This window comes from Lysinibacillus alkalisoli (assembly GCF_014643595.1).
Taxonomy (GTDB): Bacteria; Bacillota; Bacilli; order Bacillales_A; family Planococcaceae; genus Metalysinibacillus; species Metalysinibacillus alkalisoli.
Map to the genome: position 1 here is coordinate 1 of NZ_BMJT01000011.1, position 25,604 is coordinate 25,604.

Consider the following 25,604-nt stretch of genomic DNA (forward strand, 5'->3'; position numbering starts at 1 on the left):
ATTCGTGCGCGCCGTGGCGGCAATTCGGCGCGTCATTGGTATTGGTATGACGCGTCGACTCGCAACGCGTACTTCGGTTGGCGCCCGGTCCTTGAAGTGCTGAACTCTACACCTCTGATCTCTGGAGGGTCTCAAAATTTAGGTAATAAAACAGGCCCGTTTAGTGTGGTGTACCAGGTGTCAGACCCTGAAGGACATTCCGTTAATGTCACAGAAAAAATCAATGGAAAAATTGCGGCTACAAAAAACAACGTGCCGCAAAAGCAAGATTTAGAGATGGTAGTCACACTTGACCAATGGGCAGAGATTCCACTCAACCAACAATCAACAATAACGATTGAGGCGATTGATGAGAAGGGCGCTAAATCAGAACGTGTGTATACGTTCACAAAAACCAATGCGCCACCTGTAGCAAAAACGGTCGAGCCTAAAGGTGACCTAGCTAATATCGCCATCGTCTCGACGATTACACCTACCTTTGTCTATCAATTTATTGATACAGATCCAGGCGATATCCAAACGGCAATGCAATTAATCATCGAAAATACGAATGCTCAAATCGTACACGATTCTGGCAAAAGACAAACGGCACAATCGTTTTATCAGCTGCCAGATAACATAAAATTAGAGTGGGGTGTACGTTATAAGTGGCGTGTGCGTGTGTGGGATAAATACGATGTTCCGTCAGATTATACATTCGACGAGTTTTTTCTGCCTAATAGACCACCAAATGTAGCTAATTTGCGTCCAGGAAGTAATCATGAAGCATCACCTGAAGGCACGTCTTTAACGCCCACTTTCAAGTGGGATTTTGAAGACCTCGATTTAGAAGCGCAAGCCGCGTATCAATTGGCTGTACGCATGACGGATACAGATGCAGAAATTTATAATACTAATAAAATCTATAAAAATGTGAACGAACATACGATACCTGATTTTGTGTTAACACAAGGTGCAGCGTATTACGCCCAGGTAACCGTATGGGATCCAAATGGTATAGAAGGTGTAAGTGATAAAGCCTATATCGTGACAAATGCGACGCCTACAGCACCGATATTAACAACACCAATTAACAACTATCGCACAACGCTAAAGCCTGCGTTAAACGGTATTGTAGGCACCGACAAAGAGGACGATGGCCAACATTTTATCGTACAAATTTCTAAGAACGCTGATTTTACAGGAGAGGTGTTAACCCATCGATCCGACGAAAATCGTGCAGGATGGAAGGTCAATGGTTACGATATTCCCGAAGAGGGTGTTAAAAATGACCAAGCAGGGCAAACCGTGTCCTACACAGTACAAGAGCAGATTGACATGAATGCCAAATATTACTGGCGTATGGCAGCTATTGACGCTAGCACAAAGGCAATAGGAAAGTATGGCGAAGTGCGACATATTAGAGCGGGTAATAAATTAGCGTATGATACGTTAAAACAGCCCATTGATACAGCTGCAGCACCAGCTAATCGAGTACTTGTTGCGTTAGATTATGCTATTGCAACAGATGGGAGTAATCCAGCTACGATTAAAGTTTGGATTTGTAACAACGCCAATGACATTATCCCAACGTGGGAGGACATGACCACAGACTTTTTAAACATGGATTACTATACGTTTACAAACAACGTTAAAACAGCAGAAACGTGGGCGGTGGCATTAAAAGTAGAGGTAGTGGCCAATGACACCATGGGCGATATTTTCATTGCTTCCCACGGATTTACATTCGACTGATAAAGGAGCTTAGGCTTCTTTTTATATGAGAAGGGGGTGAGACTGTGGCATTGAAATTTTTAGCACATGTATCACTAGAGGCAGAACGTGCTCAAAAAGAGACAAAAGAAATGTTACCTGGGCGCATGGCGGAACTAGAATCAACCAATATGCAGCTAATGGCCGCCTTAGCAGAATCCTATGAAGCATCTGTGAAACTGGCGCAAGAAAATGAAGAACTAAAGCAAACGATTACAGACAGTGAAACACGCACCATGTTGGCAATAGCAGAAATTTATGAAATGCATAACGTAAAGGAGGCATAACAAATGGCAGTAGTATACCAAAAGCTAATTGAAGCAGGTCTACGCAAACTAAATGACGTACAGCCTCAGGCGCTACGTGATCAAGTTGAGATTTTATTAGCCCAAAACAAAAAGTAAAAGATGTAATGCAAGAGGACGCAGCATAAGGTAGTGTTATTTTTATATTTCCTATAGATATTATATTTTGTATCGTATAATACTATAGGAGGTGTAACATGAATAAATTTGCATCATTTTCTGTTATTTACAATAATGAAGAATATTTTTTTGAAGTAAAAGGTCTTTATGAGGTTGTTGAAGTAGGAGAGGTAATAAAAGAAAAATTGATTAAGATGGAATTTCTAGAAGATTTCTGTCGTCAAACGCCTTTAGATACTACTAGAGAAAAGGCACCTTGTGTATTCAATATCGAGGGCGAAGAGTTTTCCTCGAATGGCTTCATTATAGTTTTGGAAAAGGACTTGAAAAATCTTAAGGCGATTATAATTGATTTAGTTCAATGAACATTTAGAAGTTTTTTCATGTAATAGGAGAGAAAGAATTTATTGATTTTAACACCCTTTACTCAGAGGGTGTTTTTATTATTTAGAAAAGGAGATAATTTATGACAATAGATGTACCTGTTTTAGTTGGTGTGCTAGGGCTAGTAGTTGCTGGTTTAGGCTACATCATCAATAGAGATAGAGACCGCAAAAGCGATACAAAACAGGACGCGCAAGTGAGCGCACAACTACAGCACATCAGCGAGGGTGTTAACGACATCCGTATTGATTTAAAAGCCAGTGAGCGTCAAATGATGATTTACGGTGAGCGTATTACACGTGTGGAGGAGTCGAGCAAACAAGCCCATCACCGTATTAATAAATTGGAGGATAAATGTGATGATGAAAATTAACTGGAAAGCACGTTTGCGACACAAGCCCTTTATTGTGTCGCTTTTTAGTTTGCTTCTATTATTAGGCAATCAAGTGGCAGCGATTTTTAATGCCGATTTCACAATTTACAATGACCAAATCACAACGTTGGCTGAAACAATCCTAGCCATCTTAGTTTTGTTAGGTATTGTGATTGACCCAACAACAGATGGTGTCAAAGATAGTGAGCAAGCATTGCGATATAAAAAACCACGGAAGGAAGGTGAATAATAATGGAACACAAAACAGAATGCGTAGTATGTTGTAGAGAAATTGATGTGTTAGAAACATTCAATGGCGAAATGATGTGCCAGGAGTGCTACCAAGCACCAGAAAACGAGGTGTTTGACTGATGAAAGTTGTTATGACACGCACCACAGACGTTTACGTTGGGCTTAACGAGCGTGCTTATTTTGCTAATCGCAATAAGGCGGATTTATTTGTGTCGTATCATTTGAATGCTGCTACAGCGACAGCCTATGGGTATGAAGATTTTACTTATCCTACTCAAAATAAAGCAACCATTAACAGTCGTAACATATATCATGGTGCGATTTTACCTGCATTGCGAGCGCTACAACAGTTTAATCGCGGTAAAAAAGTCGCCAACTTTGCCGTATTGCGTGAGACCAATATGCCAGCCTATTTAATTGAGTTGGGCTTTATTACAAACGCAAGCGAGTATAACACCATCGTTGGTCAAACGAACTTTGAGTTATTGGCCCAAACGCATGCCAGTGCGATTAAACAGGCCCTTGCCAATTTAGGTAAACCCAATGGCACAGTATGTGTTGACCCAGGACATGGCGGTCGAGATCCAGGCGCAGTCAGTCGAGGATACACCGAGGCAGCTTATGTCTTACGTTTTACCTTACGTATACGTGAGATTTTACAAGGCGCAAAGCCTATTGCGCCTATCAAAGATAAAAAGGAGGCTGTAACGATGTTAAATAGTACAGGACGCAAAGAGATTAGAGAGCTACTCAAAAAAGCACGTGCTGCAGGTATCATTGATGCCAAGTATCACACGGATGATAAAATTGCGAAATACAATGATATACAATTATTAAGTTATCAAGCGGCAGTAGTTAATCGAGAGTTTAAATAAATGTAGGTGTCATTTTGTGCGAACCTCATGTGGCGAACCCGAAGTGCCCATGAAATCCCTGGGGGGTTCGCACACCAGATGACCAAAATAAAGAGTTGATGAAATCGAAGAGAATAAAGAACTTTCCAATAATCCCTAGATATAGTACAATGAAAGCGTGAGATAACCATATCTCGCAGTCACTCCCTACATGGGAGTGTGGATTGAAATAAGTATTGGTCCTAACACTGCCCACATGGCGTCGGTCACTCCCTACATGGGAGTGTGGATTGAAATCACTTTTAAATATCTAATGAAGAATTTAACCGAAAGTCACTCCCTACATGGGAGTGTGGATTGAAATATTTCGCTCTTTAGCTGCCTCTGCCTCTGCTATGTCACTCCCTACATGGGAGTGTGGATTGAAATTCCGTATGATATAACTTTTCCTAAAGTTCTAGGTGTCACTCCCTACATGGGAGTGTGGATTGAAATATATTCAACGCCACAAACAACACCAAATTTATCTGTCACTCCCTACATGGGAGTGTGGATTGAAATAAAAGTAGTTTTAGCAAATTCCACAATATACTCCGTCACTCCCTACATGGGAGTGTGGATTGAAATAAAGGGTATTTGCTAGGATCAAGCCACATATCTGTCACTCCCTACATGGGAGTGTGGATTGAAATCGTGTACTTGGGTGCGGTTTGCTGTAGTTAACACGTCATCCCTCCACGATAATATGACAAATAAAATAGCCACACGGAATAAAAGTCATGTGTTATTGGTATCATTCACAATAGCGCATGACTTTTTTATTTTGCGCTTTTTTAACTAGGATAAGAATGGCAGTTAAATCGCAAAAAATTATCAAAGGCTTATTTTGTAATTTTTAAAAGGGAGGAATAAATGAAGGGGATTTAAGGGGCTGAAAAATCACATAAAAGTCACAAAAAATCACGAGAAAGTCACAAAAAGCATGAAATAAGGAAGGAAAGTGTGAAAGTTCCCTTACTAGATATCGCTTGTAATCCTTGTTATAATAGGCTTTGTGAATAGACAAGAAAGAGGGCGAAAATATGAACGCGTACGATGAATATATGAAGCAAGTAGTACAACCGATGCGTCAAGAATTGGTAGAAGCGGGCTTTACTGAGCTGACTACGGCAGAGGCGGTACATGAGTTTTTACCAGAAGCTAAAGGAACTACTTTAGTCGTGATTAATTCTGTTTGTGGTTGTGCCGCTGGTTTAGCACGACCTGCTGCAAGAGAAGCTATAGCACAGGTGAAACCAGACCACTTAGTTACGGTATTTGCAGGGCAAGATCAAGAGGCGACAGCAGCGATGCGTGGTTACTTTGAAGAAGTACCACCTAGTTCGCCATCTATGGCGATTTTACAAGATGGGCAATTGGCGTATTTTATCCCGCGCGAGCAAATTGAAGGTTTTGAACCAGCACAAATTATTAGCCACTTAACAGGTGTGCTTAAACAAACATGCAGCCAATAACAATTGTAACGACAGCGGGCAGACCAGACGAGAGATCGTTGGCGCTCGCTGCTTTTGTCTGTGAACAATTACATATTGTTTATGAACCACGCCGTAAACGAGCGATTACTACGATGGCAAAGCAATTGCACGCCCATATTATTGTGGCAGGCAAAGACCGATTTGCTTATTATCCTTTGAGTGCGATAGAGCCTTTTTTCTTTCACCCAAATTCTGCGGCTTTTCGTTTGAAGCGTGTGGCGAGAGGTGAGACAGACCCTTTTTTAGTGGCAACACAGTTAAGTAAGGGAGAGACGTTATTAGATTGTACGTTAGGACTCGCAGCAGATGCCATGTTAGGTGCCTATCAAGTGGGGGATACGGGTCGTGTGATAGGGCTAGAAGGTAATCGAAATGTAGCCTTTATTGTAAAACAAGGTTTGCAACAGTATGATGTGACAACATTGCCATTGACGGCTTGTATGCGTCGCATTGAAGTCATTCATGCCCAGGCGATAGATTATTTATTAATGCTGCCTGACAACTCATTTGACGTGGTTTATATGGACCCTATGTTTGAAGAGACGATTGAAGAAGCTACCAATTTTACAACGTTGCGTCATGCGGGTGTACAAGCGGGATTAACAGAGCAATGGGTACAACATGCTGTGCGGGTAGCTAAAAAGCGTGTCGTGTTGAAAGCGCATTTTCGCTCGACGTGGTTTGCATCCTATGGTTTTCAACAAATGACAAGAACAACAGCTAAATTTCATTATGGTGTGATAGAAAAGGAGAGACGAGATGAAGGGTTGCTATGAGCAAATAGGAGCATTTTTACAAAATCCACTGGAGGAGCAAGAAATATTTGAAGATGGCGATGTTTTGGTTTGGGTGGACTGGAAAGAGTGTGATGAAGCCACCATTGACTATTTTAATGAAAAACTATTCCCAAAAGACCAAATCACTGTGACATTTGAAACTACGACAGAAGCAAGGGGAGTAGATATTTTTTTACAACATAACGGTGTAAAAATGAGGATTCCCTATCACACAGATTATACAGAGCGAGATATTACGATAAAAGCGATGCAACAAATGATGGCTGAACATTACCAAATTCGCTGGTATATGGAATCATTAGGTGGTGACACACTTGCCTTTGTTGTATTAACTAATGATGCCTGGGCACAATTGGAGGCAACCTATGGTAAGGCTAAGGTGCTGCACTATTTCACACCTGTAACGTCAGCGCTTAAGATGTTTAATATGTCCATGGAAGAAGTAGAGGGTTTGTTAGCGGCACGTGCACAGTCAAATGACGCCTAGCCATTTGCATAAATGGTATACTGTGCTATAATAGTAGACGTGCTATTTTAGGTGCTATCATTGGCATTCTGCGAATGTTTTTGACAGACACTTATTCACACTGGCGTAGCTTCGGGGCTACAAGGACGTAAGAGCAGGTAGGGCTTGCGTTGCTTAAGTTAGAAGACAACACAGTGGAAGATTACCGCGGTAAAGAAATTTTCCTCAGATGATTGAGTTGATACGAGTAAATAAATTTGATAATTGTAGGTAGCATCTATTAAATACTAAAGGGGTACATTCTAAATGAATGTGCCCCTTGTCCAATTTATTGAATGATTTTACGCATGCACCACTCAATCGGCCCACGTTTGTATTGTTTACGCCATACGTAAGAACATAGTACACTGATGATAAAATAGACCACAGCAAATAATAAAACGAAGCGTAAAGATTGTTGTGATGTACGTCCCCATACCTCTAAAATTGTCACCCCAACTAAAATATGTGCGACATAATGTGTTAAAGTTAATTGCCCTGTATAAGCGAGCGCTTGTAATATGATCGTTTGCCCCCATTTTTCACATAACCATAAAACAATAATGATTAGTAGAATAGAAGAAGCTGTATTGGATAATAGATACGCAATGTTAGGAGGAATGGGGCCTGTGCCAAATAAAAAGAAGGCACTGTCAGCATCTAGCCAAGAAGTGCTGTTATGTTGCAAATAACGAGCTAAAGTTTCTACGCTTATTAGTACAAAAATACTCCACCAACATAACGGTTTGCGCCATTGTCTACGCTGTAATAAACGGCCCAACACTAAACCAATAAGTAAAAAACTAAACCAAGGGAGCAGCGGGTGATAGCCATTAAATAAGAGATGGCGTAAAAAACCTTGTGCTGTCCAAAAGTCCAGATATTCAAGAAGAGGACGCTCGGGATGCCAACCCGCTAAATAGTCCCATTTTATCTGTGCAAGTTGTGCAAAAACGATAAGACTACCTGCTCCGACTAGTAGGCGCTTACTCGAATGTTGAAAAACAAACGAAGCCATAAACAAATAAACCCCGTAATAATGAAGAATATCGCCTGTCCAACCAATCAGATATAAGAGTAATCCCAGCCCAAATAAAAAGGCAGCACGTTTTTGTATGTCACGTCGTTTCTTGGCTAATAGTGTGACTTCCTGTGTCAAATAAGCTTGTTTTGTTAGTAATGTGAGCCCTACACCTGCGAGTATAACAAATAATGCGGAAGCTCGCCCCTCAAATAAATGCATAAAGATGGCGAGAAAATGGTCGCCTTCTGTTGATGTATGAGTGATGACGGTATAATTCACAATTAACATGCCGAACATAGCAAGTGCTCGAGCTACATCTAAACCTTCGATACGCTCATTCACTACATAGTATCTGTTGTACAGTAACGGCCCATATTTTTTTATAATCCAGTTCATAACCTGTCAAAATATAATTGCTAATATTATCAAGCACCATAGCTAAAATAGTAGCTTTATGTGTAGCATTTTCAGCGCTCATTTGCTTTAGTGTCACACCAGTATCAACATATTGCTGAAAAGTATGCAAATAGATGCGCTGTATCGCTTGTAAACGTTCATGGTAACGTACATCACGTGCTGCTAATAATAGATATTCATTGAATACGCGATTAAATAGCGGGTTTTGCAGTTGGTCATCAATTTGTTTGTCACCAAAGGCAATCAATGAAGTGACATAGTTGGCAGTTGTGACTGAGCGTAAATCAATGGTTAAATCTTTTTCTATGGCTACGTATAATTCATCGAAAATCGCTGTAACTAAAGCCTCTTTAGAATCAAAATAATAATAGAGCGCAGGCTTTGAGACACCAATTTCTTTAGCAATCATGGCAAAGCTTGTTTTATCAATACCAAATTGTGCAAAAAGTGTATAGGCAGTGTCTTTAATGGCTTGTAACGTTTGTTCTTTGGAAGTCATACTACTTCACTCCTTATAATTTACTTACCAGTAGGTAAAATAATAAACTACAATAAAAAATAAGGCAAGTCAAAAGACTATGCCTTATTTTTAGGGAGCTTAAAGGTAATGGTTGTGCCCTGATGCAAAGCACTTGTAATTTGTAAGCCCTCTCCATATTTCTTTGTCAGGCGCATATTAGTATTGATTAAACCAATCCCGTGTTGTGAGCTAAAGTTACGTGTGAGTAGTTGGTCGGCAAATGTTTGATCCATACCAATGCCATCATCTTGAATAGTGACGTGCAAGGTTGTAGGTTGCTCACGAATTATAATGGTTAAAGTACCACCCTCAGGTTTTTTGATAATGCTATGTCTGATGGCATTCTCAACAAGTGGCTGAATGGTTAATGGTAAAATAAATGCATCTGTAGTTGCCACTTGCCACTTTACATGCAAACGGTTTTCATACCGTTGTTGCTCAATAAAAAGATAGGATTTTACAAGGTCAATCTCCTCTTGTAAAGGAATCTCTTGCGTAAAATGGGTAAATTTAAATTTACTGCGCAAAAAGGTAGTAAAGGCTTCTAACACTTCATCCATTCGGTTGCGGTCAATAACATTTAAACTTAAAATCGTATTTAACGTATTGAAAAAGAAGTGTGGCTGAATTTGTGTTTGTAGCCAAGATGCTTCAAGTTGTAAATGGTCTTGTAGTGATTTTTTAACCGTTAGCAACGCATTGCTACGCACACGAAGCTCTGTAATATCAACAGGCTTCACAACATAATCATTAGCGCCACTCTTAAAGCCTGTGGTTAAGTCTTCTGTTTGGGTACGAGCTGTTAATAATAAGATCGGTAACTCTGTCAGGGAGTAATGTGCACGCAGTTGTTTGGTAAGTTCATAACCTGAAATACGTGGCATCATCACATCACAAATGACTAGATCAATATGATGTTTCCGCACTAAGGATAACGCCTTTAAACCATTTAGACTAGTGATGACCTCATGTCCATCTTCTATCAAAATTTGTTGGATGACGTGTAAGTTAATAGGGTCATCATCAATTAGTAAAATACGCCCTTTCGTGAATGAAGAAGTTGCAGTGGATAAAGGAGTTGCTTCATTATCCATACAAATGACAGGTGCAGGACTTGGTGCTGCAACTTGTTGATCCTCTCCTACATAGAGGGGTAGGGTTAATGTAAACGTTGAACCTTCAGGGGAGGTATGTACGCTTAGATCACCACCTTGAATGAGTGCTAAATTGCGGCTGATGTTTAAACCTAAGCCAAAACCACCATTTGACATAGCAATAGCTTCCTGTGAGCGTTCATAAGGTGTAAAGATTTTTGCTAATGTTGCTTCATCAATACCAATCCCTGTATCTTGAACAGTTACTTTAATATAGTCATCCACTTGATAAGCATCAATCGTGACATTTCCGTGCTCGGTATATTTAAACGCATTGTGTAATAAATTAAATAAGATTTGAATGACACGGTTCTCGTCTGCATAAACAGCAGGTAAAAAACTAGGGATATTATTATGGAATGTTAATTTTTTAGCGTCTTGAATAGGCGTTAGCATATCCATAATCCCATTAATTTGTGCTTGAATACGCACTTTCCCAGCGTTTAACTTTGGTTGTCCATGCTGTAAATAGGACATATCTAATAAATCATCTAATAATAAGCGCATACGTTTGCCAACAGCCATCATAAGTTGTAAATTATGTTGACTTGTTGAGCTTAAAGTCTCTTTCTCACGTTGCATGACAGTCTCTGTTAAGGCGAGTATGCTGTGTAGAGGGTTGCGTAGTTCATGTGATGTATTAGCTAAAAACTCATCTTTCAATTGGTTAGCATGATGTAATTGCTCTGTGAGCTCAATTTTTTGGATATAAATTTCATGGTAACGTTTAAGCCAAAGTGCTGTTAATAATAATAAAGGTAGTAAAATATCAAATGGGAAAAACAGTACTTTAATACCTGTGTACATAAAATAAACAGACCATAAGAGATGGTGTAATATCCCAGTGATGACCAATCGTATGAGCAGGGTGCGCTGCATATAGTGACGTTCTTTATAGGTTAGGCGAATCAGTAACCATAAAAATGCTATCCCCAAATACGCAGAGAAAATAGGGCTCATTGTAATGACTAAATGCAAGGGCAACAATACGATAGGAAGCGTGAGTAATGCACCAATATAAATGTAATATTGACTATAACGATAACACTTTGCCGAGCAATCAATGCGCCCTAGTTGAATGAGCATGACAGCTAAAAATAATTGTGTGATATTAACAAGGATAAACCCATGTGTATAAGAGAGTTGTAATAGTTTAGCTAAAATTTTTTCTTCGTTGAGGATGCTCATAAAAATGCTAATGGCAAATGCTGCACCTGCAAAATATAATAAACGTTTGTCACGCACACCGATGATATACAATAAAATACTTAAACAAGCGAGTGTTAAAAATACCATGTTAGTTAGTAATTGAATGGAGTTAGCCACATTAATGGCGGAAAACACTTCACTGTTGGCGCCAAATTTAACAGAACGCACAATGCCACCACCCCTAGGGTCGAGATAATTGGCAACATCAACAGCGATATGAATCTGGCCATCAGGTGCTTTAAAACTCACAGTAAAAGGGATATTATCCGCTTCGTAGCTTGCCTTTGTAGTAGCAACTTGACCTGCCTGATATAACTTTTCGCCATTGACAAATACCGTAGCGGCGCTGCGTACGCTAGGGAAATACAAAGTATATAATTGATTGGAAGGTGCTACTGTAATCGTTAAATAATAACTTCCATATCCGTAAGCCTCTTTGCTACTCGGGTTTAATGTGGTATTCCAGTGACTAGGTACTTTGATGGGTACAGTATTTTTGGCGGGATGATCATCATAGAGCTGATAAGGGGAAAAGGACCACTCCCCATCCAATGTAAAAGGCTCTTCTTTCGCTAATGTATAATCGGATAAATCTAACTGACCATTCCTAATGTCAGGCGAGTCTTCTGATGTGAAATAGTATACCCACAATAGTTTTACTATAAAAATCCCAATTAAAAAAAGTAAAATAATAAGCGAATTTCGACGTTTTTCTTTTTTAATCATGGTATTCACCTCATTTCAAACACCTATAAAACTACGCTAATTTAACTATAAATGCAAATTTTATTTCGATATGGTAAATATCGTGTAAGCTATAATACCTTGTTTTCTATGTATATCAAGAACTTTATACCTAAACAAAGGTAATGATAGGTCGTGCTATTTTACAGTTTATTGTAATATAGAAGGTAAAGTCAGAACATAGGGAAATTAGCTTAAAAGCACATAATAAAAAACAGCTGGGCATAATAGCTCAGCTGTTTTTTTATTATTGATTATTGGTAGGTGGATTAGGCGTGTTGGGGTTCGTTGGTGGGGTAGTATTACCACCGCCTTGATTACCACCAGTATTACCACCGTTTTCAGTGCCACCGCCTTGATTACCGCCAGTGTTACCACCGTTCTCAGTGCCACCACCTTGATTATTGCCGTTGTCTGTCCCATTACCAGAACCATCACCAGGGTCAGGTGTTTCAGGGTCCGTTGTGCCAGGGTCAGGCGTTTCAGGATCGGTTACTTCAGGGTCAGGATTTTCAGGTTCTTCAGGCTCCTCAGGTTCTTCTGTTTCCGTTTTTACAGTAACTGTAGCTGAGCCTGGACTACTCCGTTTGCCATCTACAATAGCCACTACAGATATCGTATAACTTTCGGCTGTACCAGGGTTAGCAAAAGTAAAGGCTTTATCGCTTGTTGTTGTAATGTTCATACCATTAGCACTTAATTCAAATGTGGCGCCCTCTTTGTCGTATGACCAGTTGACAGCAATTTGATTAGTAGCTTCATCGTAAGAAGCGCTCACACCAGGTGCTGGTAGTGCTTCTTCTTTTTCCTTGTCTTTTTCTTTTTCCTTAGGTTTTACTGCTTGTTTAGGTTCAGTGCCCTTAACAAACAATTCTGTACGACGTTTCTCAGCAGGTGTTGAGCTGCTTGCTAAACGGACAGGATTAGAGCCTACTTCAATCACCGCTTCTGTTACGGAGCTAGGTTTTGTAAACTTGCTAGGGTTAGTGGCGATTTCGCCCATCACTTCACGGAATAATGTTTGTGGTAAATAACGTTCATCCCATGTTGTCATAGCATCAGAACGCTTTTCGTAGCCACTCCACACAGCAATGGTATATTCCGTTGAATAACCTGCAAACCATGTTTCAGGCACACTGTCACTGCGTAAACCGTAGCGCTGTAATTCGTCATCCGAGTAGTTAGTCGTCCCTGTTTTACCTGCCATATCAATACTTGGGATATTAGCTCGTGTACCAGAAGCACCAGGGTTATCACCAACAACATCGCGTAACATGTCGGTAATCATATAAGCCGTATAATCACTCATGGCTACTTTTGATTTTGGTTTATAAGATTTTGAAGAGACACCGTCACGATACACAATCTTTTCGATAGCATGTGGTGTGTTATAAACACCATCATTACCAAATGCGGCATAAGCACCTGCCAATTTAACAGGTGATGTACTAATTTCACCACCGCCAAGTGCATCGGATTCTACTAAACCATTTTTTGGCTTCATGCCTAAGTTTTCCGCGAATTTTTGTGCTTTTTCTGTCCCGACTTCTTGTAAAGCTTGAACAGCTGTTGTATTACGTGACATATACAAGGCTTGTCGCATCGTTAATGTGCCAAGATAGTTCATATCAATGTTGTTAACTGCAATGTTAGTCCCTGTATATGTTGTAGGTTTGTCGACAATGGCATGACCTGTTGACCATTGTTCATTTTCAATAGCTGGGCCGTAATCAACGATTGGTTTAATTGTGGAACCTGGTTGACGGTCTAAGGAGTTGGCATAGTTAAAGCCAAACTGATAATTGCGTCCGCCACCAATTGCTTTAATAGCACCTGTTTGAGTATCGATGACTGAAATCCCAGACTGAATTTTCTCTGTTGGGAATAATGCATCGTTGTTCATAACATTTTCCACGGTTTCTTGGGCATTAGGGTCAAGTGTTGTATACACTTTTAAGCCTTCATCTAATGCTGTGCCATCACCATTTGCTTCTAGCTCATTTAACGCTACATCTAGGAAGGCTTCGTATTTAGAGCCGACAAATGTTTGACGTTGCTCTTCAGTCGTTAAGCCATCTGTTACAGGCGCTTGTTGAGCTGCTTTCATATCACTTTCTGAAATATAGCCATGTTGATTCATTAAGCTAAGCACAATATTACGACGTTTCTTGGCTTCTTCTGGATATTTTAAAGGGTTATAGCCATTTGGTGCTTGAGGCATCCCTGCAAGTAATGCAGATTCAGCTAAAGATAGTTCACTTAGTTCTTTATTGTAAAAATATTTTGAGGCTGTGCCAAAGCCATATGTGCGACCTGACATTAATACTTTGTTAAAGTACATTTCAAAAATTTCTTCTTTTGTATACTTACGTTCAAGTTGGAACGATAGCCAAGCTTCTTGTGCTTTACGTTTCAAACGTTTTTCATTGTGTAAGAAGGCATTTTTTACAACTTGTTGTGTAATTGTACTTGCCCCTTCTGAACCAAAGCCTCTTGTAAAGTTAGCTACAATGGCGCCACCTAAACGATAGAAATCCATACCATGATGCTCAAAGAAACGTGAATCTTCGGTAGCAATTATCGCATCAATCATACCTTGAGGGATGTCCTCATATTTTACATACTCGCGATTTTCTGCCCCAATTGTTGCAAAAATTTCACCGTCTTTATCATAAAAAGTAGTAGACAAAGGGTCTTTTAAAAGCTCTTCATCTAACGAGGGCGCTGTACTTGCGTAGTAGGCAAATAAGCCACCGCCTGCCAATAAACCTAAAAATCCAAGTACAATAAGTGTTAAAAAGATACGTTTAATGATAGTCCCAATACCACTTTTTGGCTTTTTAGCCTTTTGACCTCTGCTAGGGCGTTTCGCACTTTTATGTGCGTCAGCACGAGATCGTTTTTTTTCAGTCATATATTGTTTTCCTCACTTTCTGTACGATTTACAAACGTACGTAGCGCCTGTAAATAGTCAATGCGCGGTGCATACTTATTTGAAATGCAAATTTGCGTTTCAAAAAAGCTGAGCGGAATCGATTTACGTTCGCCCTTTTTCATACCTGCCCACCAAGGAGCAATAGCTGAGTAAGGAACGAAATAATCACGCGCTAAATTGGTAAAGCGAATAATGAAAAACGCACATCCGCCTTGATTTTGAACAGCTGCCATATGTGACATTTGGTGTTCATGAATGTTTTGCAACGGAAAAGACGTTTTGTTTTTTGTTTCTTTCGCTTCAAAATCAATGTAATGCCCTTGCCATACCCCATTATAATCTGTTGTTGATGGCGTGCGGAAGTAAGCTTCACGTATAACAGCAGCACTGCGATGTGGGTATTCTACATTGACGATTTGGATAGGAACAGGTTTCTTATGCACAACTGCTTGTTGGTGAGCAAGATAGAAGGCATTGGTCTCGTTTAAATCATCTTCTAAGGATTGCCCCCGATTACTGAACGAGTTTTTTACTTGCTTCGACGACGTAGGTGTGGCGATGAATGGTTTGCCATTTGGATATCGAATCGTCAAAATGTCTCCTCGCTTTCGTAAAGTAGTACTACACTTTAGCATATCGCAAAGTGGTTGTTTCAACAAGAAATCGTAACAAAAAGTTAAGGCGTTGTAAAGAATATACGTTCGCTTCAAAGTTTGTTACACTACAAAGTAAGATGAAATCATAAAGGGGTATCAATATGACAATTTCCTTATTAACAGAGCAACTTATTACACAATGTGAAGCGGCATTAACGCGTTTTTTTGATTTGCGTGAACAAGAACGAGATGCCGACTTTTATACAGAAGTAAAGCCTTATGCGGATGAATGGCATCCTAAAATTGCACAGTGGGCGGAAGAAACAAAAACATGGTTACAAAGTCACCCACAAAAGTATTTACATGCCATTCAAATTGACAATACTAAAGATCAATTAGAACAATTAACCGTGCAATCTTTTTTTAGAAAGACGAGTAAAAAGCGATTTACAGATACCGTTTTTGCCGCAAGATACACCTTACAAACTTTACAACGACTCATAAAGGAATGAAGCATATGCTAGCTAATAAAACAATTGCGATGTTACTGCAAGAATGGCAACAAGATGCCACTATGCAAGCTCGTATTGCCTATCAACAAACTTTACCCGCCGTACCAGCAAAGTATGCGGCTTTTCCACCTGAACTACATGCATCTTTACGTCACGCTTTAACGATGCGAGGTATTGAACGATTATACACGCATCAAAGAGAAGCTTTTGACTTAGCTATGGCAGGGCAATCCTTTACTGCCATTACACCAACCGCTTCAGGGAAATCATATTGCTATCATTTACCGGTGTTACAAACCATTTTGCATAACGATAAGGCGCGTGCTTTATATTTGTTTCCTACAAAGGCATTGGCACAGGATCAAATGAATGATTTAAGTGCCTTAATTGAAGCGATGGAAGTGCCTATTTTAAGCTATACGTACGACGGGGATACAGCGCCTGGCTTACGCACAAAAGTGCGACAGGCAGGACATATTGTGATGACGAACCCTGATATGTTGCATACGGGGATCTTGCCACATCATACAAAGTGGGTATCTTTATTTGAAAACCTGGCCTTTATTGTGATTGATGAGCTACATACGTATAAAGGCGTATTTGGCAGTCATGTCGCACACGTTATACGACGTTTGTTGCGCATTTGTCGTTATTATGGTTCAACCCCTACTATTATATGTACATCGGCAACCATTAAAAATCCTAAACAGTTAGCGGAAACTTTAACTGCGACACCGCATCAATTAATTGCAAATTCAGGAGCACCTGTTGGGAAGAAAACATTTATCTTTTACAACCCACCACTTGTTAACCCTGCATTTGGTGTGCGAAGGAGTGCTGTGTTAGAGGCAAGTCATGTAGCTAAGCAACTATACACAGCAGGCATTCAAACGATTATTTTTGCAAAGAGTCGTGTGCGTGTGGAAATGATTGTTACGTATTTACAAGAGCTCACTAAGCGCAAGATTCAAGACGAGTCGATAAAAGGTTACCGTGGCGGTTATTTACCGTCTGAGCGTCGTATTATTGAAAAAGGACTACGTGATGGTAGTATTCAGACCGTTGTCAGCACAAATGCGCTCGAGTTAGGCGTGGATATTGGACAGCTACAAGCTTGTATTATGACGGGTTATCCCGGTACTATAGCGAGTGCTTGGCAACAAGCTGGGCGCGCAGGCAGACGCCAAAGCGAAGCTTTAATTATCTATGTTGCACAATCTACTGCACTTGACCAATACATTATTGAAAATCCGGCATTCTTACTCGGGCAAGCACCAGAAGAAGCGCGTATTTATCCTGAGAATATGATGATTTTAATGGATCATTTAAAATGTGCTGCATTTGAATTACCTTTTATGACAACAGATAGTTATGGTGGCTATGATATACAAGATTTATTAGCCTACTTAGCAGAACAAGGCGTGTTATTTAAAACGAGTGACCAATGGCATTGGATGAGTGACCGTTTCCCAGCACATGACATCAGCTTGCGTTCTGCCTCACAAGAGAATGTAATTATTATTGACAAAACAATCCCTGCTAGCACAACTGTGATTGGCGAGATGGACCGTCATAGTGCGATGACTTTATTACATGAGGAGGCTATTTATTTACACCAAGGCATTCAATATCAAGTAGAGGAACTGGACTGGGAAGAGAAAAAAGCGTATGTGCGAGAAGTGGATGTGGATTATTATACAGATGCTAATCTTGCTGTGGAAATGAAAGTATTAGATGAAGACCGTTCTACACAGTGGCAAGGTAATGCTATTGGTTATGGGGATGTGGGGCTAGTCGCACAAGCGACAATATTCAAAAAAATACGCTTTAACACACATGACAATATTGGCTCTGGCCCGATACACTTACCACCAGATGAAATGCATACTAGCGCGACGTGGTTATCTTTTATGTCATTTAATGAATGGAATGAAGAAGAATTAACAGATGCGATGACAGGTGCAGCCTATGCAATGAGCGCCTTCATCCCCATTTTTATTCAATGCGACAGCAATGATATTGCGGTTGTACCACAAGTGAAAGCGACACATAGTGAGATGCCAACCTTTTTTATTTATGATAAATACCCTGGTGGCATTGGCTTAAGTGAAAAAGTATATGATATTTGGCCGCGACTCATAGAAAAAACATACCAACATGTTGCCCATTGCGCTTGTGATGCAGGTTGCCCGTCGTGTATTGGCGCTCAAGAAACGTTTATTAATGCTAAAGCAAATGTTAAAACATTGTTGAAAAAATTACAGCAAGTGGCGCAAGCTGATGAGGCAGGCCATGATGAGATATAGGAATAAATATGCATGATGTGATGTAACGAAAAGTATAAAGGTTTTATTCACCTTATCTTTTTAGTAGGTGAGAAGTTGAAGATGACTACTCGTAAGCGTTATAGTATGCTTTACGTGCAATGAGTGCAGGAGCGTATGCTTCTTGCACTTTTTTGCTAGGTAGGATTAATATCATGTATAATTAAAGGACAATAAGGTGGTGAGTAACTTGTCATATGAGAAACAAATGATGTTGTTAAAAAAACAATTAAAAAAGGCGAAGGACGTAGCTCGACCAACTTTTAAAAGACCCATCCCACCACCCTATGTGGCAGCATGGGAAAAGGCAGGTTTAACCGCATATACTAATGATTTTGGCACCTATTTTTTGCGAGAAGTGTATTATGACAAATCAATGATACATGGTCATTTTACATTAGCCGAATACTTTACAGCAAAACAAAAAATCCAAGAGGCACAAGTCATCCATCCTTTAGTATCTGACCAAGAGCTCGTCTTTTTTGATACAGAGACGACAGGGTTAAAAGGTGTGGGGACACAAATTTTTTTGATGGGTGAATTGCATGAAGAGGAAGAGGGCTTTCGTTTAAAGCAATATGTGCAAGCTGACCCAGCGCACGAAGCAGCGATGTTATTCGCTACATCTATGTGGCGTGAATCAACGCCGATTGTGACGTACAATGGTAAAAGTTTTGATTGGCCACAACTAGAAACCCGTTTTACCTTACATCGTCAACAATTACCACCTCTAAAAAAAAGAGCACATATTGATTTACTTCATACAACGCGTCGCTTATGGAAGAAAGATATGACTTCTATGAAGCTAACTACTATTGAAGAAGATAAGTTAGGATTTACAAGAGATAATGATATTCCAGGCTTTCTCGCACCTATTATTTATGCGGATGCAGTAAGAAGCGGTGTACCGGATCAGTTAATGGCAGTATTGCAACATAATGAGTGGGATTTATTATCGTTAATTACACTGTATACACAATCTGTTTATTTAGTGTTAGAAGAGGCAAAAGATAATGTAATCACACATACGAACGTTGGCAAATGGTATGCCGATTTAAAAGACCATGAGCGCAGTCAAGCTATTTTACAACGTGTGACAACAAATACAGCCTATCAAGACACATATGACGCTTATTTTTACTTAGCATGGCAATATAAAAAAAATAAACAACCACAACAAGCGTATGAAGCTTTTCAACAAGCATTGCCACAACTTGCAGAGGTGCAACAATTACAAGCGTATGAGGAATTAGCAAAGTTAAGTGAACATACGTATAAAGATTACGAAAAAGCACTTGAATATTGTAACGAGGCCATACAATGTATTATGATGAGTACAAGGCTTAAAAATCCAACGCGTGCCAATAAATTAGTGGCATGGCAAAAAAGACAGAGACGACTAGGTACTAAAATCGCACAACAAACAAAGATAAATTAGTGCGATAGCTACAGTAGGAGTACAAGGCTCGTTATGCTATAATAACAAGCAGATATGGCTTGGATGGAAGGGCGATAATTATGGAAAGAAAATTAACAGCAGATCAAATTTTTGAAAAAGAATTTAGTGTAAGCTTTCGTGGTTATAACACAGATGAAGTGAACGACTTTTTAGATATCATTATTGAAGATTACAACACAATGGAAAAATTGTTGGCGGATTTACAAGAGGAGAACAGACGATTGAAATCAATTTCAGCAGAGGCTCCACCACGACAATCGCCAACGATGAGCCGCACAAATACGACAAACTTTGATATTTTAAAACGTATTTCTAATTTAGAAAAGCATGTCTTTGGTGACAAATTACAAGAAGAGTAACATAACAGCGTGATAAAAGAGCCGACCTCTTTTGTCACGCTGTTTTATACTTTTGACCTATGATATTGCACAATGAATTGTCGAAATGTTATGAAGTTAAGTTGATAGTTGTTTTTATGCCGTTTCTCTAGTATAATTTTCTTATCATTAATCGATTTGAGTAATCGCTGCAATCTTGTATTGTAGAGGAAAGTCCATGCTCACACAGTGCTGAGATGCCTGTAGTGCCCGTGCATACTGAAACCATAAGGTATGGCAGTGTAACAGCTGACGGCGGAAGTAATACCTAAACCTTTAGGCATGGTAGACGCTTCCTGAAAGTGCCACAGAGACGAAGCTTTACGAGAAATCGTAAAGGTGGAACGAGGTAAACCCCGCGAGTGAGAAACCCAAATTAGGTAGGGGCACTCTCTAAAAGGAATTGAACGGATAGAGAGACGGTCAATGATCGTAGACAGATGATTACTGCTCGATTTACGAGGCAACTGCCGTTTGAGTAAGCGAGAACAAAACATGGCTTACAGAATGGGTTAATGATACATATAGCTTATGTAAGCTCTCCATCATGCGTGGAGAGCTTTTCTTAATAATAAATAGCACAGATTATATAGAGATAGGATGAAAGTAAGTGGGGAATACAGGTCTTTCTACAGTATTATGTTCATCAGTCCAAACCATTGCAGATGAGGTAATGTATAAGATTTTTGAAAGTGTAAGTGAGGGGATTATGATTACAGACGAGTATAAGCGCATTCAACATGTGAATCCCGCTTTTGAGTTTGTAACAGGTTATACGCGTGATGAAGTCATCGGTAAAACCCCCGCTATTTTACAATCTGGCATGCACGAGCCACATTTTTATCAAGGGATGTGGCGTATTATTAAAGAGCAAGGGGTATGGCAAGGCGATATTTGGAATCGTCGTAAAGCTGGAGATGTATATCCTGAGCATTTGAAAATTTCTGAAGTACGTGATGCAGCAGGAACAATTATTAACTACTGCGGTATTTTCACAGATTTATCCGAACAACGAAATGTCGAAATCCAACTAGAAAAAACAATAGGAACCGACAGCTTAACAAATATTAGTACGCGACGTAATTTTGTTGAGCGTATGGATGCCTTATTATCCTCCGCTACTACCACTACTCACTCCTTTGAACATGCGGTATTCGTCATCGACATCGATCGTTTTAAAAGTGTCAATGATACATTTGGTCACGGCATTGGTGATGATATTTTAGAAATGGTAGCCGCTCGTTTAAAAGGGCTTATCAAAAATAAAGATATTATTGCACGCTATGGCGGTGACGAATTTGTTATCACACTCACTAATTTACGCACACCTAAGGAAGCTTCCATTTTTGCTAAAAGGGTTCAAGAAATCATTCAAGAGCCTGTATTATTAGGGCAGAGTGAGATTTACTTAACGGCAAGTATTGGCATTAGTTTATATCCTTATGATGCCGTATCAACAGAACAATTATTACATCAAGCAGATAAAGCGATGCATTATGTAAAGACGACAGGTAGAGGCGGTTTTGAGTTCTACTTTGAAGAGCTGAAAACAAATGCAAAACGTAAAATTTTAATTGATACGGAGTTGCGTAAAGCGATTGACGCAAAAGATTTCTTTTTGCATTTTCAACCTAAGGTTTGTGCACAAACACAACAAGTGTTAGGGTTAGAGGCACTAGTACGATGGCAAAATGAACATCTTGGCTTCGTCTCGCCAGCAGAATTTATTGATTATGCAGAAGAAACAGGATTAATTATACCGCTGAGTGAAATTATTTTTGAAAAAGCGTGTGAGGCGCAACGTGATTTACAAGCACAAGGTATTCATTTACCAATGGCTATTAATGTATCAAGTATTCATTTTCAGCAACGCAGCTTTATTCCTCAATTACTTGAAACGTTAAGGGCTTATGATATTGCCGCTAAACACTTTGAGATAGAGGTGACAGAGCGTACCGTAATGAATGATTCCGCAAGTACCATTGAAAAATTAGTGCAATTAAAGAAACTAGGCTTTAAAATTTCTATTGACGATTTTGGTACAGGGTATTCATCTTTAAGTTATTTAATTAAATTTCCGCTTGATTTCTTAAAAATTGACCGTAGTTTTATTCAACAAATTACTACATTGGATGAAAAGCAAGCAGTCGTTGATGCGATCATTCAAATGTCACATCGCTTAAATATGAAAGTAGTAGCAGAAGGTGTAGAGCAAGAAAAACAAGTCGATTTGTTACGAGCGATGGGCTGTGATATTATTCAAGGGTACTATTATAGTAAACCGTTACCTTTTGAAGAACTTATCGCATTTTTAAGTTTTTGGGACGAGCATATGTAGAGGTGTAAAATGACAACATTTAAATTAGTTGCAACCGCAGCAATGGGTTTAGAAGGCATTGTAGCAGAAGAAGTACGTGAATTAGGATATGAAACAACAGTAGATAATGGCAAAGTTTATTTTGAAGGTGATGAGTTAGCTATTGCACGCACCAACTTATGGTTGCGCGTAGCTGACCGTGTGAAAATTGTTGTGGCGCAATTTCCAGCTAAGACATTTGAACAATTATTTGAAGGGGTAAAAGCGATTGCATGGGATAAATACTTACCTGTCGATGCTAACTTCCCTGTAACAGGTAAATCTGTAAAGTCAAAATTGTATAGTGTGCCAGATTGCCAAGCTATTACTAAAAAAGCGATTGTAGAAAGTTTAAAACAATCGTATAAACGCTTAGGCTTTTTAGATGAGTCTGGCGCGTTATTTAAAATTGAGATTTCCATTTTAAAAGATGTGGCAACCATTACGATTGATACATCAGGCGCAGGGTTACACAAACGTGGCTATCGCCAATTACAAGGGGAGGCGCCTTTAAAAGAGACGCTAGCTGCGGCATTGGTTAAGATTTCAAAATGGCAACCTAATCGTCCATTTGTAGACCCATTTTGCGGTTCAGGCACAATTGTATTAGAGGCAGCTATGATTGGTCAAAATATTGCCCCAGGGTATAATCGTGAGTTTGTGAGCGAAGAGTGGCCTTGGATGAAAGCAAGCATTTGGGATAAAGCGCGTGATGAGGCGGATAATGCCGCGAATTACGATCAAGAGCTCACCATTTTAGGTACAGATATTGACCACCGTATGATTGAAATTGCTAAAGAGAATGCGCTTGAAGCAGGGTTTGGAGATATTATCTCATTTAAACAAATGCAAGCACGCGACTTTACAACGCCATTAACAGATGGTGTGATGATTGGTAACCCACCTTACGGAGAGCGTATTGGTGAAGTAGAAGTTGTGGAGCAAGTCATTGGCGATTTAGGCGAAGTCATGGTAAATTATCCAACATGGTCTGTTTATATGCTGTCGTCTATGGAGAATTTTGAGAAATTATACGGCAAGCGTGCAACGAAAAAACGCAAGCTATTTAATGGCTTTATCCGCACAGATTATTATCAATTCTGGGGTCAAAAGTCAAAACGATAAATGTAAGTTAAGTGTAATGGCTGTCCATCTGTGACAGCCTTTCTTATGTGAGAGGGGATTAAACAATGCGACAAAAGCTACCATTTGAGTTAGCAAAAGACCGTTCTTTTTTTGAATCATTAGGTGATTGGATTGGCGATGTTTTATATGATGAGTTACCTGAGAAAGGATTTGACTGTCGCGATGAGCAAATCTTTATGGCCTATCAAATCGAAAAGGCATTAAAAGAAAAGAAAGTACTCTTTGCAGAGGCAGGTGTAGGTACAGGTAAAACAATTGCCTATTTATTACCTGCTATTGCCTATGCCCGTTATACAGGGCGACCTGCTTTAATTGCGTGTGCCGATGAAACATTGATTGACCAATTAGTGAAAAAAGGTGGCGACATTGAAAAGTTAGAACAGGCACTAGCCTTAAATATTGATGTACGCCTTGCCAAGTCACGTGACCAATATTTATGTCTTAAACGTTTTCAACAAGCCGAAAATATCATTACAGAAGACTGGATTGATGATATTGCCTTCTCTATGCCAGAAGCGGTAATTACACATGGACCTATGCGTGACATTACATTGTATGGTGATCGCAGTGATTATCCAACTGTCAGTGATGAGGATTGGCAATTTGTAAATTATAATGAGTTAATGCAATGTGCGGTTTGTGATGAGCGCAATCGTTGCGGACAAACACTACATCGTACACATTACCGCGCAGCAGGGGATCTTATTATTTGTTCACAAGATTTTTTAATGGAGCATTTAGCGACTAAGGCGTCACGTGAACGTGAAGGGCAGCTGGCACTGTTACCAGAGGTATCTATGATGGTACTTGATGAGGGGCATTTGCTAGAGTATGCTGCACAAAAGGCGATGACTTATAAAGTGCAAGCACGTACCATTGTCTCCATGTTAGAGCGTTTAATGGTAGATGGTGTCCGTGAAAAAACATTGTATGCTATGGAGCGTCTACAAGACCATCATGAGTTATTCTTTGATGAGTTGCGCGATGTGGTGACATTAGGCGAAGAGCGTATGCGCATTACTAAATCACAAACATTATTAACGTATGGTCGTCAATTAATACAAGATGTCGATACCTTAATGGAGGAGTTTGTGTTTGAGTCAGAAATGTACATGATTCCTGAATATGAACTAAATATGGCAGAGGAATTTTTAGAGCATTATGTGGCAGCTATGCGTATCTTTGTGGAGAAAGAAGACGCTGTTGACTGGGTGGAGGAGAGTACAGATGGCTTTACGCTAGTAATAATGCCACGTCTCATTACAGAAGTGTTGCAAGAAACATTGTTCTCTAAAAAGTTACCGATTGTCTTTTCATCAGCTACCTTATCTGTAGATCAAGATTTTTCTTACATTGCTTACAGCTTAGGTATTCGGGATTACTTATCATTTACTGTGGCGTCACCATTTGATTATGAGAGTGTCATGCAAATCCACGCTCATCAAGTACCACAACAACAGAAGGCAACAATGGTTGAACGTCTCTTACAACAGCCTAAGCAAACATTAATTTTATTTAAGTCTAAACAAGCTATGGATGCTTTTAGAGCTACTGTCTCGATGATGACTAAATTAACGATGGCATTTGAAGGTGACCGTGAGTTATCAGCCATTGTACGTGATTTTCAAGCAGGTGACATTCAAACCTTATGTGCGTATCATTTGTGGGAAGGATTAGATTTACCTGAGCAAATGTTAACACGGGTAATTATTTACGATTTGCCATTCCCGCCAAACGACCCATTATTTGATGCCAAGCGTGCTTTTGCAGAGGATGCATTTGAAGAAGTGGAATTGCCATTTATGCAACTGCGCTTACAACAAGGTATGGGACGTTTAATTCGCACAGCGAATGATTATGGCACCATCGAGCTTTTGTTAAATGAGGAAGAAGCAACATTACTGCCAACGTTACAAAATTTATGTGCTGTTGCACCACAACTTGCATAAAAAAA

Annotated in this window: 22 protein-coding genes, 1 other RNA gene and 1 CRISPR repeat array; of the genes, 18 read left to right on the plus strand and 5 right to left on the minus strand. The window is 39.6% G+C overall.

The features are described from left to right. The 10 genes from IEW44_RS13690 to IEW44_RS13730 form a co-directional block, all read left to right on the plus strand. Window positions 1–1,734: glycoside hydrolase family 78 protein (locus tag IEW44_RS13690; RefSeq protein WP_444543219.1), on the plus strand; the 1,734-nt coding region annotated here is incomplete at its 5' end. A gap of 44 nt (window positions 1,735–1,778) precedes the next feature. Beyond that, on the plus strand, window positions 1,779–2,039 hold the full coding sequence (locus IEW44_RS13695; protein WP_188615626.1) for a hypothetical protein: 261 nt from the start codon (window positions 1,779–1,781) through the stop codon (window positions 2,037–2,039). Window positions 2,040–2,042: 3 nt separating this feature from the next. Continuing rightward, window positions 2,043–2,156 (plus strand): CD1375 family protein, encoded by a 114-nt coding sequence (locus tag IEW44_RS16035; RefSeq protein WP_268236386.1) that lies wholly within the window; start codon window positions 2,043–2,045, stop codon window positions 2,154–2,156. A 98-nt stretch (window positions 2,157–2,254) separates the two neighbouring features. Continuing rightward, on the plus strand, window positions 2,255–2,542 hold the full coding sequence (locus IEW44_RS13700) for a hypothetical protein (protein ID WP_188615627.1): 288 nt from the start codon (window positions 2,255–2,257) through the stop codon (window positions 2,540–2,542). A gap of 101 nt (window positions 2,543–2,643) precedes the next feature. After that, a complete protein-coding gene (locus tag IEW44_RS13705; protein ID WP_188615628.1) occupies window positions 2,644–2,934 on the plus strand; it encodes a hypothetical protein in 291 nt (96 codons plus the stop codon). Then, window positions 2,921–3,184, plus strand: coding sequence for a phage holin (locus IEW44_RS13710; RefSeq protein WP_229704251.1), 264 nt, complete (start codon window positions 2,921–2,923; stop codon window positions 3,182–3,184). Before IEW44_RS13705 ends, IEW44_RS13710 begins: the two co-directional genes overlap by 14 nt. Window positions 3,185–3,305: 121 nt before the next feature. Then, window positions 3,306–4,061, plus strand: a complete 756-nt coding sequence (locus tag IEW44_RS13715; RefSeq protein ID WP_188615629.1) for an N-acetylmuramoyl-L-alanine amidase — start codon at window positions 3,306–3,308, stop codon at window positions 4,059–4,061. Between the two features lie 178 nt (window positions 4,062–4,239). Then, window positions 4,240–4,732: a CRISPR direct-repeat array (repeat unit 32 nt; unit sequence GTCACTCCCTACATGGGAGTGTGGATTGAAAT). A 390-nt stretch (window positions 4,733–5,122) separates the two neighbouring features. Next, window positions 5,123–5,554 (plus strand): BrxA/BrxB family bacilliredoxin, encoded by a 432-nt coding sequence (locus IEW44_RS13720; RefSeq protein WP_188615630.1) that lies wholly within the window; start codon window positions 5,123–5,125, stop codon window positions 5,552–5,554. Continuing rightward, window positions 5,542–6,351 (plus strand): class I SAM-dependent methyltransferase, encoded by an 810-nt coding sequence (locus tag IEW44_RS13725; RefSeq protein ID WP_188615631.1) that lies wholly within the window; start codon window positions 5,542–5,544, stop codon window positions 6,349–6,351. Before IEW44_RS13720 ends, IEW44_RS13725 begins: the two co-directional genes overlap by 13 nt. Further along, the gene (locus tag IEW44_RS13730; protein ID WP_188615632.1) at window positions 6,335–6,859 is read left to right on the plus strand and encodes a glutathione reductase; all 525 of its coding nucleotides are present in this window, start codon (window positions 6,335–6,337) and stop codon (window positions 6,857–6,859) included. Before IEW44_RS13725 ends, IEW44_RS13730 begins: the two co-directional genes overlap by 17 nt. A gap of 307 nt (window positions 6,860–7,166) precedes the next feature. On the opposite strand, the gene IEW44_RS13735 is transcribed toward IEW44_RS13730, so the two are convergent. The 5 genes from IEW44_RS13735 to recU all read right to left on the minus strand — a co-directional run bounded on the left by IEW44_RS13735 (window position 7,167) and on the right by recU (window position 15,473). Further along, window positions 7,167–8,243: a DUF418 domain-containing protein gene (locus tag IEW44_RS13735; protein ID WP_268236387.1), complete on the minus strand. Its 1,077-nt coding sequence runs from the start codon at window positions 8,241–8,243 to the stop codon at window positions 7,167–7,169. Continuing rightward, window positions 8,236–8,817 (minus strand): TetR/AcrR family transcriptional regulator, encoded by a 582-nt coding sequence (locus tag IEW44_RS13740; protein ID WP_188615634.1) that lies wholly within the window; start codon window positions 8,815–8,817, stop codon window positions 8,236–8,238. Before IEW44_RS13740 ends, IEW44_RS13735 begins: the two co-directional genes overlap by 8 nt. A 77-nt stretch (window positions 8,818–8,894) precedes the next feature. After that, on the minus strand, window positions 8,895–11,927 hold the full coding sequence (locus tag IEW44_RS13745) for a hybrid sensor histidine kinase/response regulator (RefSeq protein ID WP_188615635.1): 3,033 nt from the start codon (window positions 11,925–11,927) through the stop codon (window positions 8,895–8,897). A gap of 265 nt (window positions 11,928–12,192) precedes the next feature. Beyond that, the gene (locus tag IEW44_RS13750; RefSeq protein ID WP_188615636.1) at window positions 12,193–14,859 is read right to left on the minus strand and encodes a transglycosylase domain-containing protein; all 2,667 of its coding nucleotides are present in this window, start codon (window positions 14,857–14,859) and stop codon (window positions 12,193–12,195) included. After that, window positions 14,856–15,473: a Holliday junction resolvase RecU gene (recU, locus tag IEW44_RS13755; RefSeq protein WP_188615637.1), complete on the minus strand. Its 618-nt coding sequence runs from the start codon at window positions 15,471–15,473 to the stop codon at window positions 14,856–14,858. The genes IEW44_RS13750 and recU overlap by 4 nt, the downstream gene beginning before the upstream one ends. Window positions 15,474–15,637: 164 nt before the next feature. On the opposite strand from recU, the gene IEW44_RS13760 reads away from it, so the two are divergent. The 8 genes from IEW44_RS13760 to IEW44_RS13795 all read left to right on the plus strand — a co-directional run bounded on the left by IEW44_RS13760 (window position 15,638) and on the right by IEW44_RS13795 (window position 25,599). Next, window positions 15,638–15,988, plus strand: coding sequence for a YppE family protein (locus IEW44_RS13760; RefSeq protein ID WP_188615638.1), 351 nt, complete (start codon window positions 15,638–15,640; stop codon window positions 15,986–15,988). Window positions 15,989–15,993: 5 nt separating this feature from the next. Continuing rightward, window positions 15,994–18,294: a DEAD/DEAH box helicase gene (locus tag IEW44_RS13765; RefSeq protein ID WP_188615639.1), complete on the plus strand. Its 2,301-nt coding sequence runs from the start codon at window positions 15,994–15,996 to the stop codon at window positions 18,292–18,294. 208 nt (window positions 18,295–18,502) lie between these two features. After that, window positions 18,503–19,750 (plus strand): ribonuclease H-like domain-containing protein, encoded by a 1,248-nt coding sequence (locus IEW44_RS13770; protein ID WP_188615640.1) that lies wholly within the window; start codon window positions 18,503–18,505, stop codon window positions 19,748–19,750. A gap of 80 nt (window positions 19,751–19,830) precedes the next feature. Further along, on the plus strand, window positions 19,831–20,130 hold the full coding sequence (gene gpsB / locus IEW44_RS13775) for a cell division regulator GpsB (protein ID WP_188615641.1): 300 nt from the start codon (window positions 19,831–19,833) through the stop codon (window positions 20,128–20,130). 152 nt (window positions 20,131–20,282) lie between these two features. Beyond that, window positions 20,283–20,656: RNase P RNA component class B (rnpB, locus tag IEW44_RS13780), an RNA gene on the plus strand. A 102-nt stretch (window positions 20,657–20,758) separates the two neighbouring features. Next, on the plus strand, window positions 20,759–22,486 hold the full coding sequence (locus IEW44_RS13785) for a putative bifunctional diguanylate cyclase/phosphodiesterase (RefSeq protein WP_229704252.1): 1,728 nt from the start codon (window positions 20,759–20,761) through the stop codon (window positions 22,484–22,486). A 9-nt stretch (window positions 22,487–22,495) separates the two neighbouring features. After that, window positions 22,496–23,629 (plus strand): THUMP domain-containing class I SAM-dependent RNA methyltransferase, encoded by a 1,134-nt coding sequence (locus IEW44_RS13790; RefSeq protein ID WP_188615642.1) that lies wholly within the window; start codon window positions 22,496–22,498, stop codon window positions 23,627–23,629. A gap of 65 nt (window positions 23,630–23,694) precedes the next feature. Then, a complete protein-coding gene (locus IEW44_RS13795) occupies window positions 23,695–25,599 on the plus strand; it encodes an ATP-dependent DNA helicase (protein ID WP_188615643.1) in 1,905 nt (634 codons plus the stop codon). Window positions 25,600–25,604: the final 5 nt, after the last annotated feature.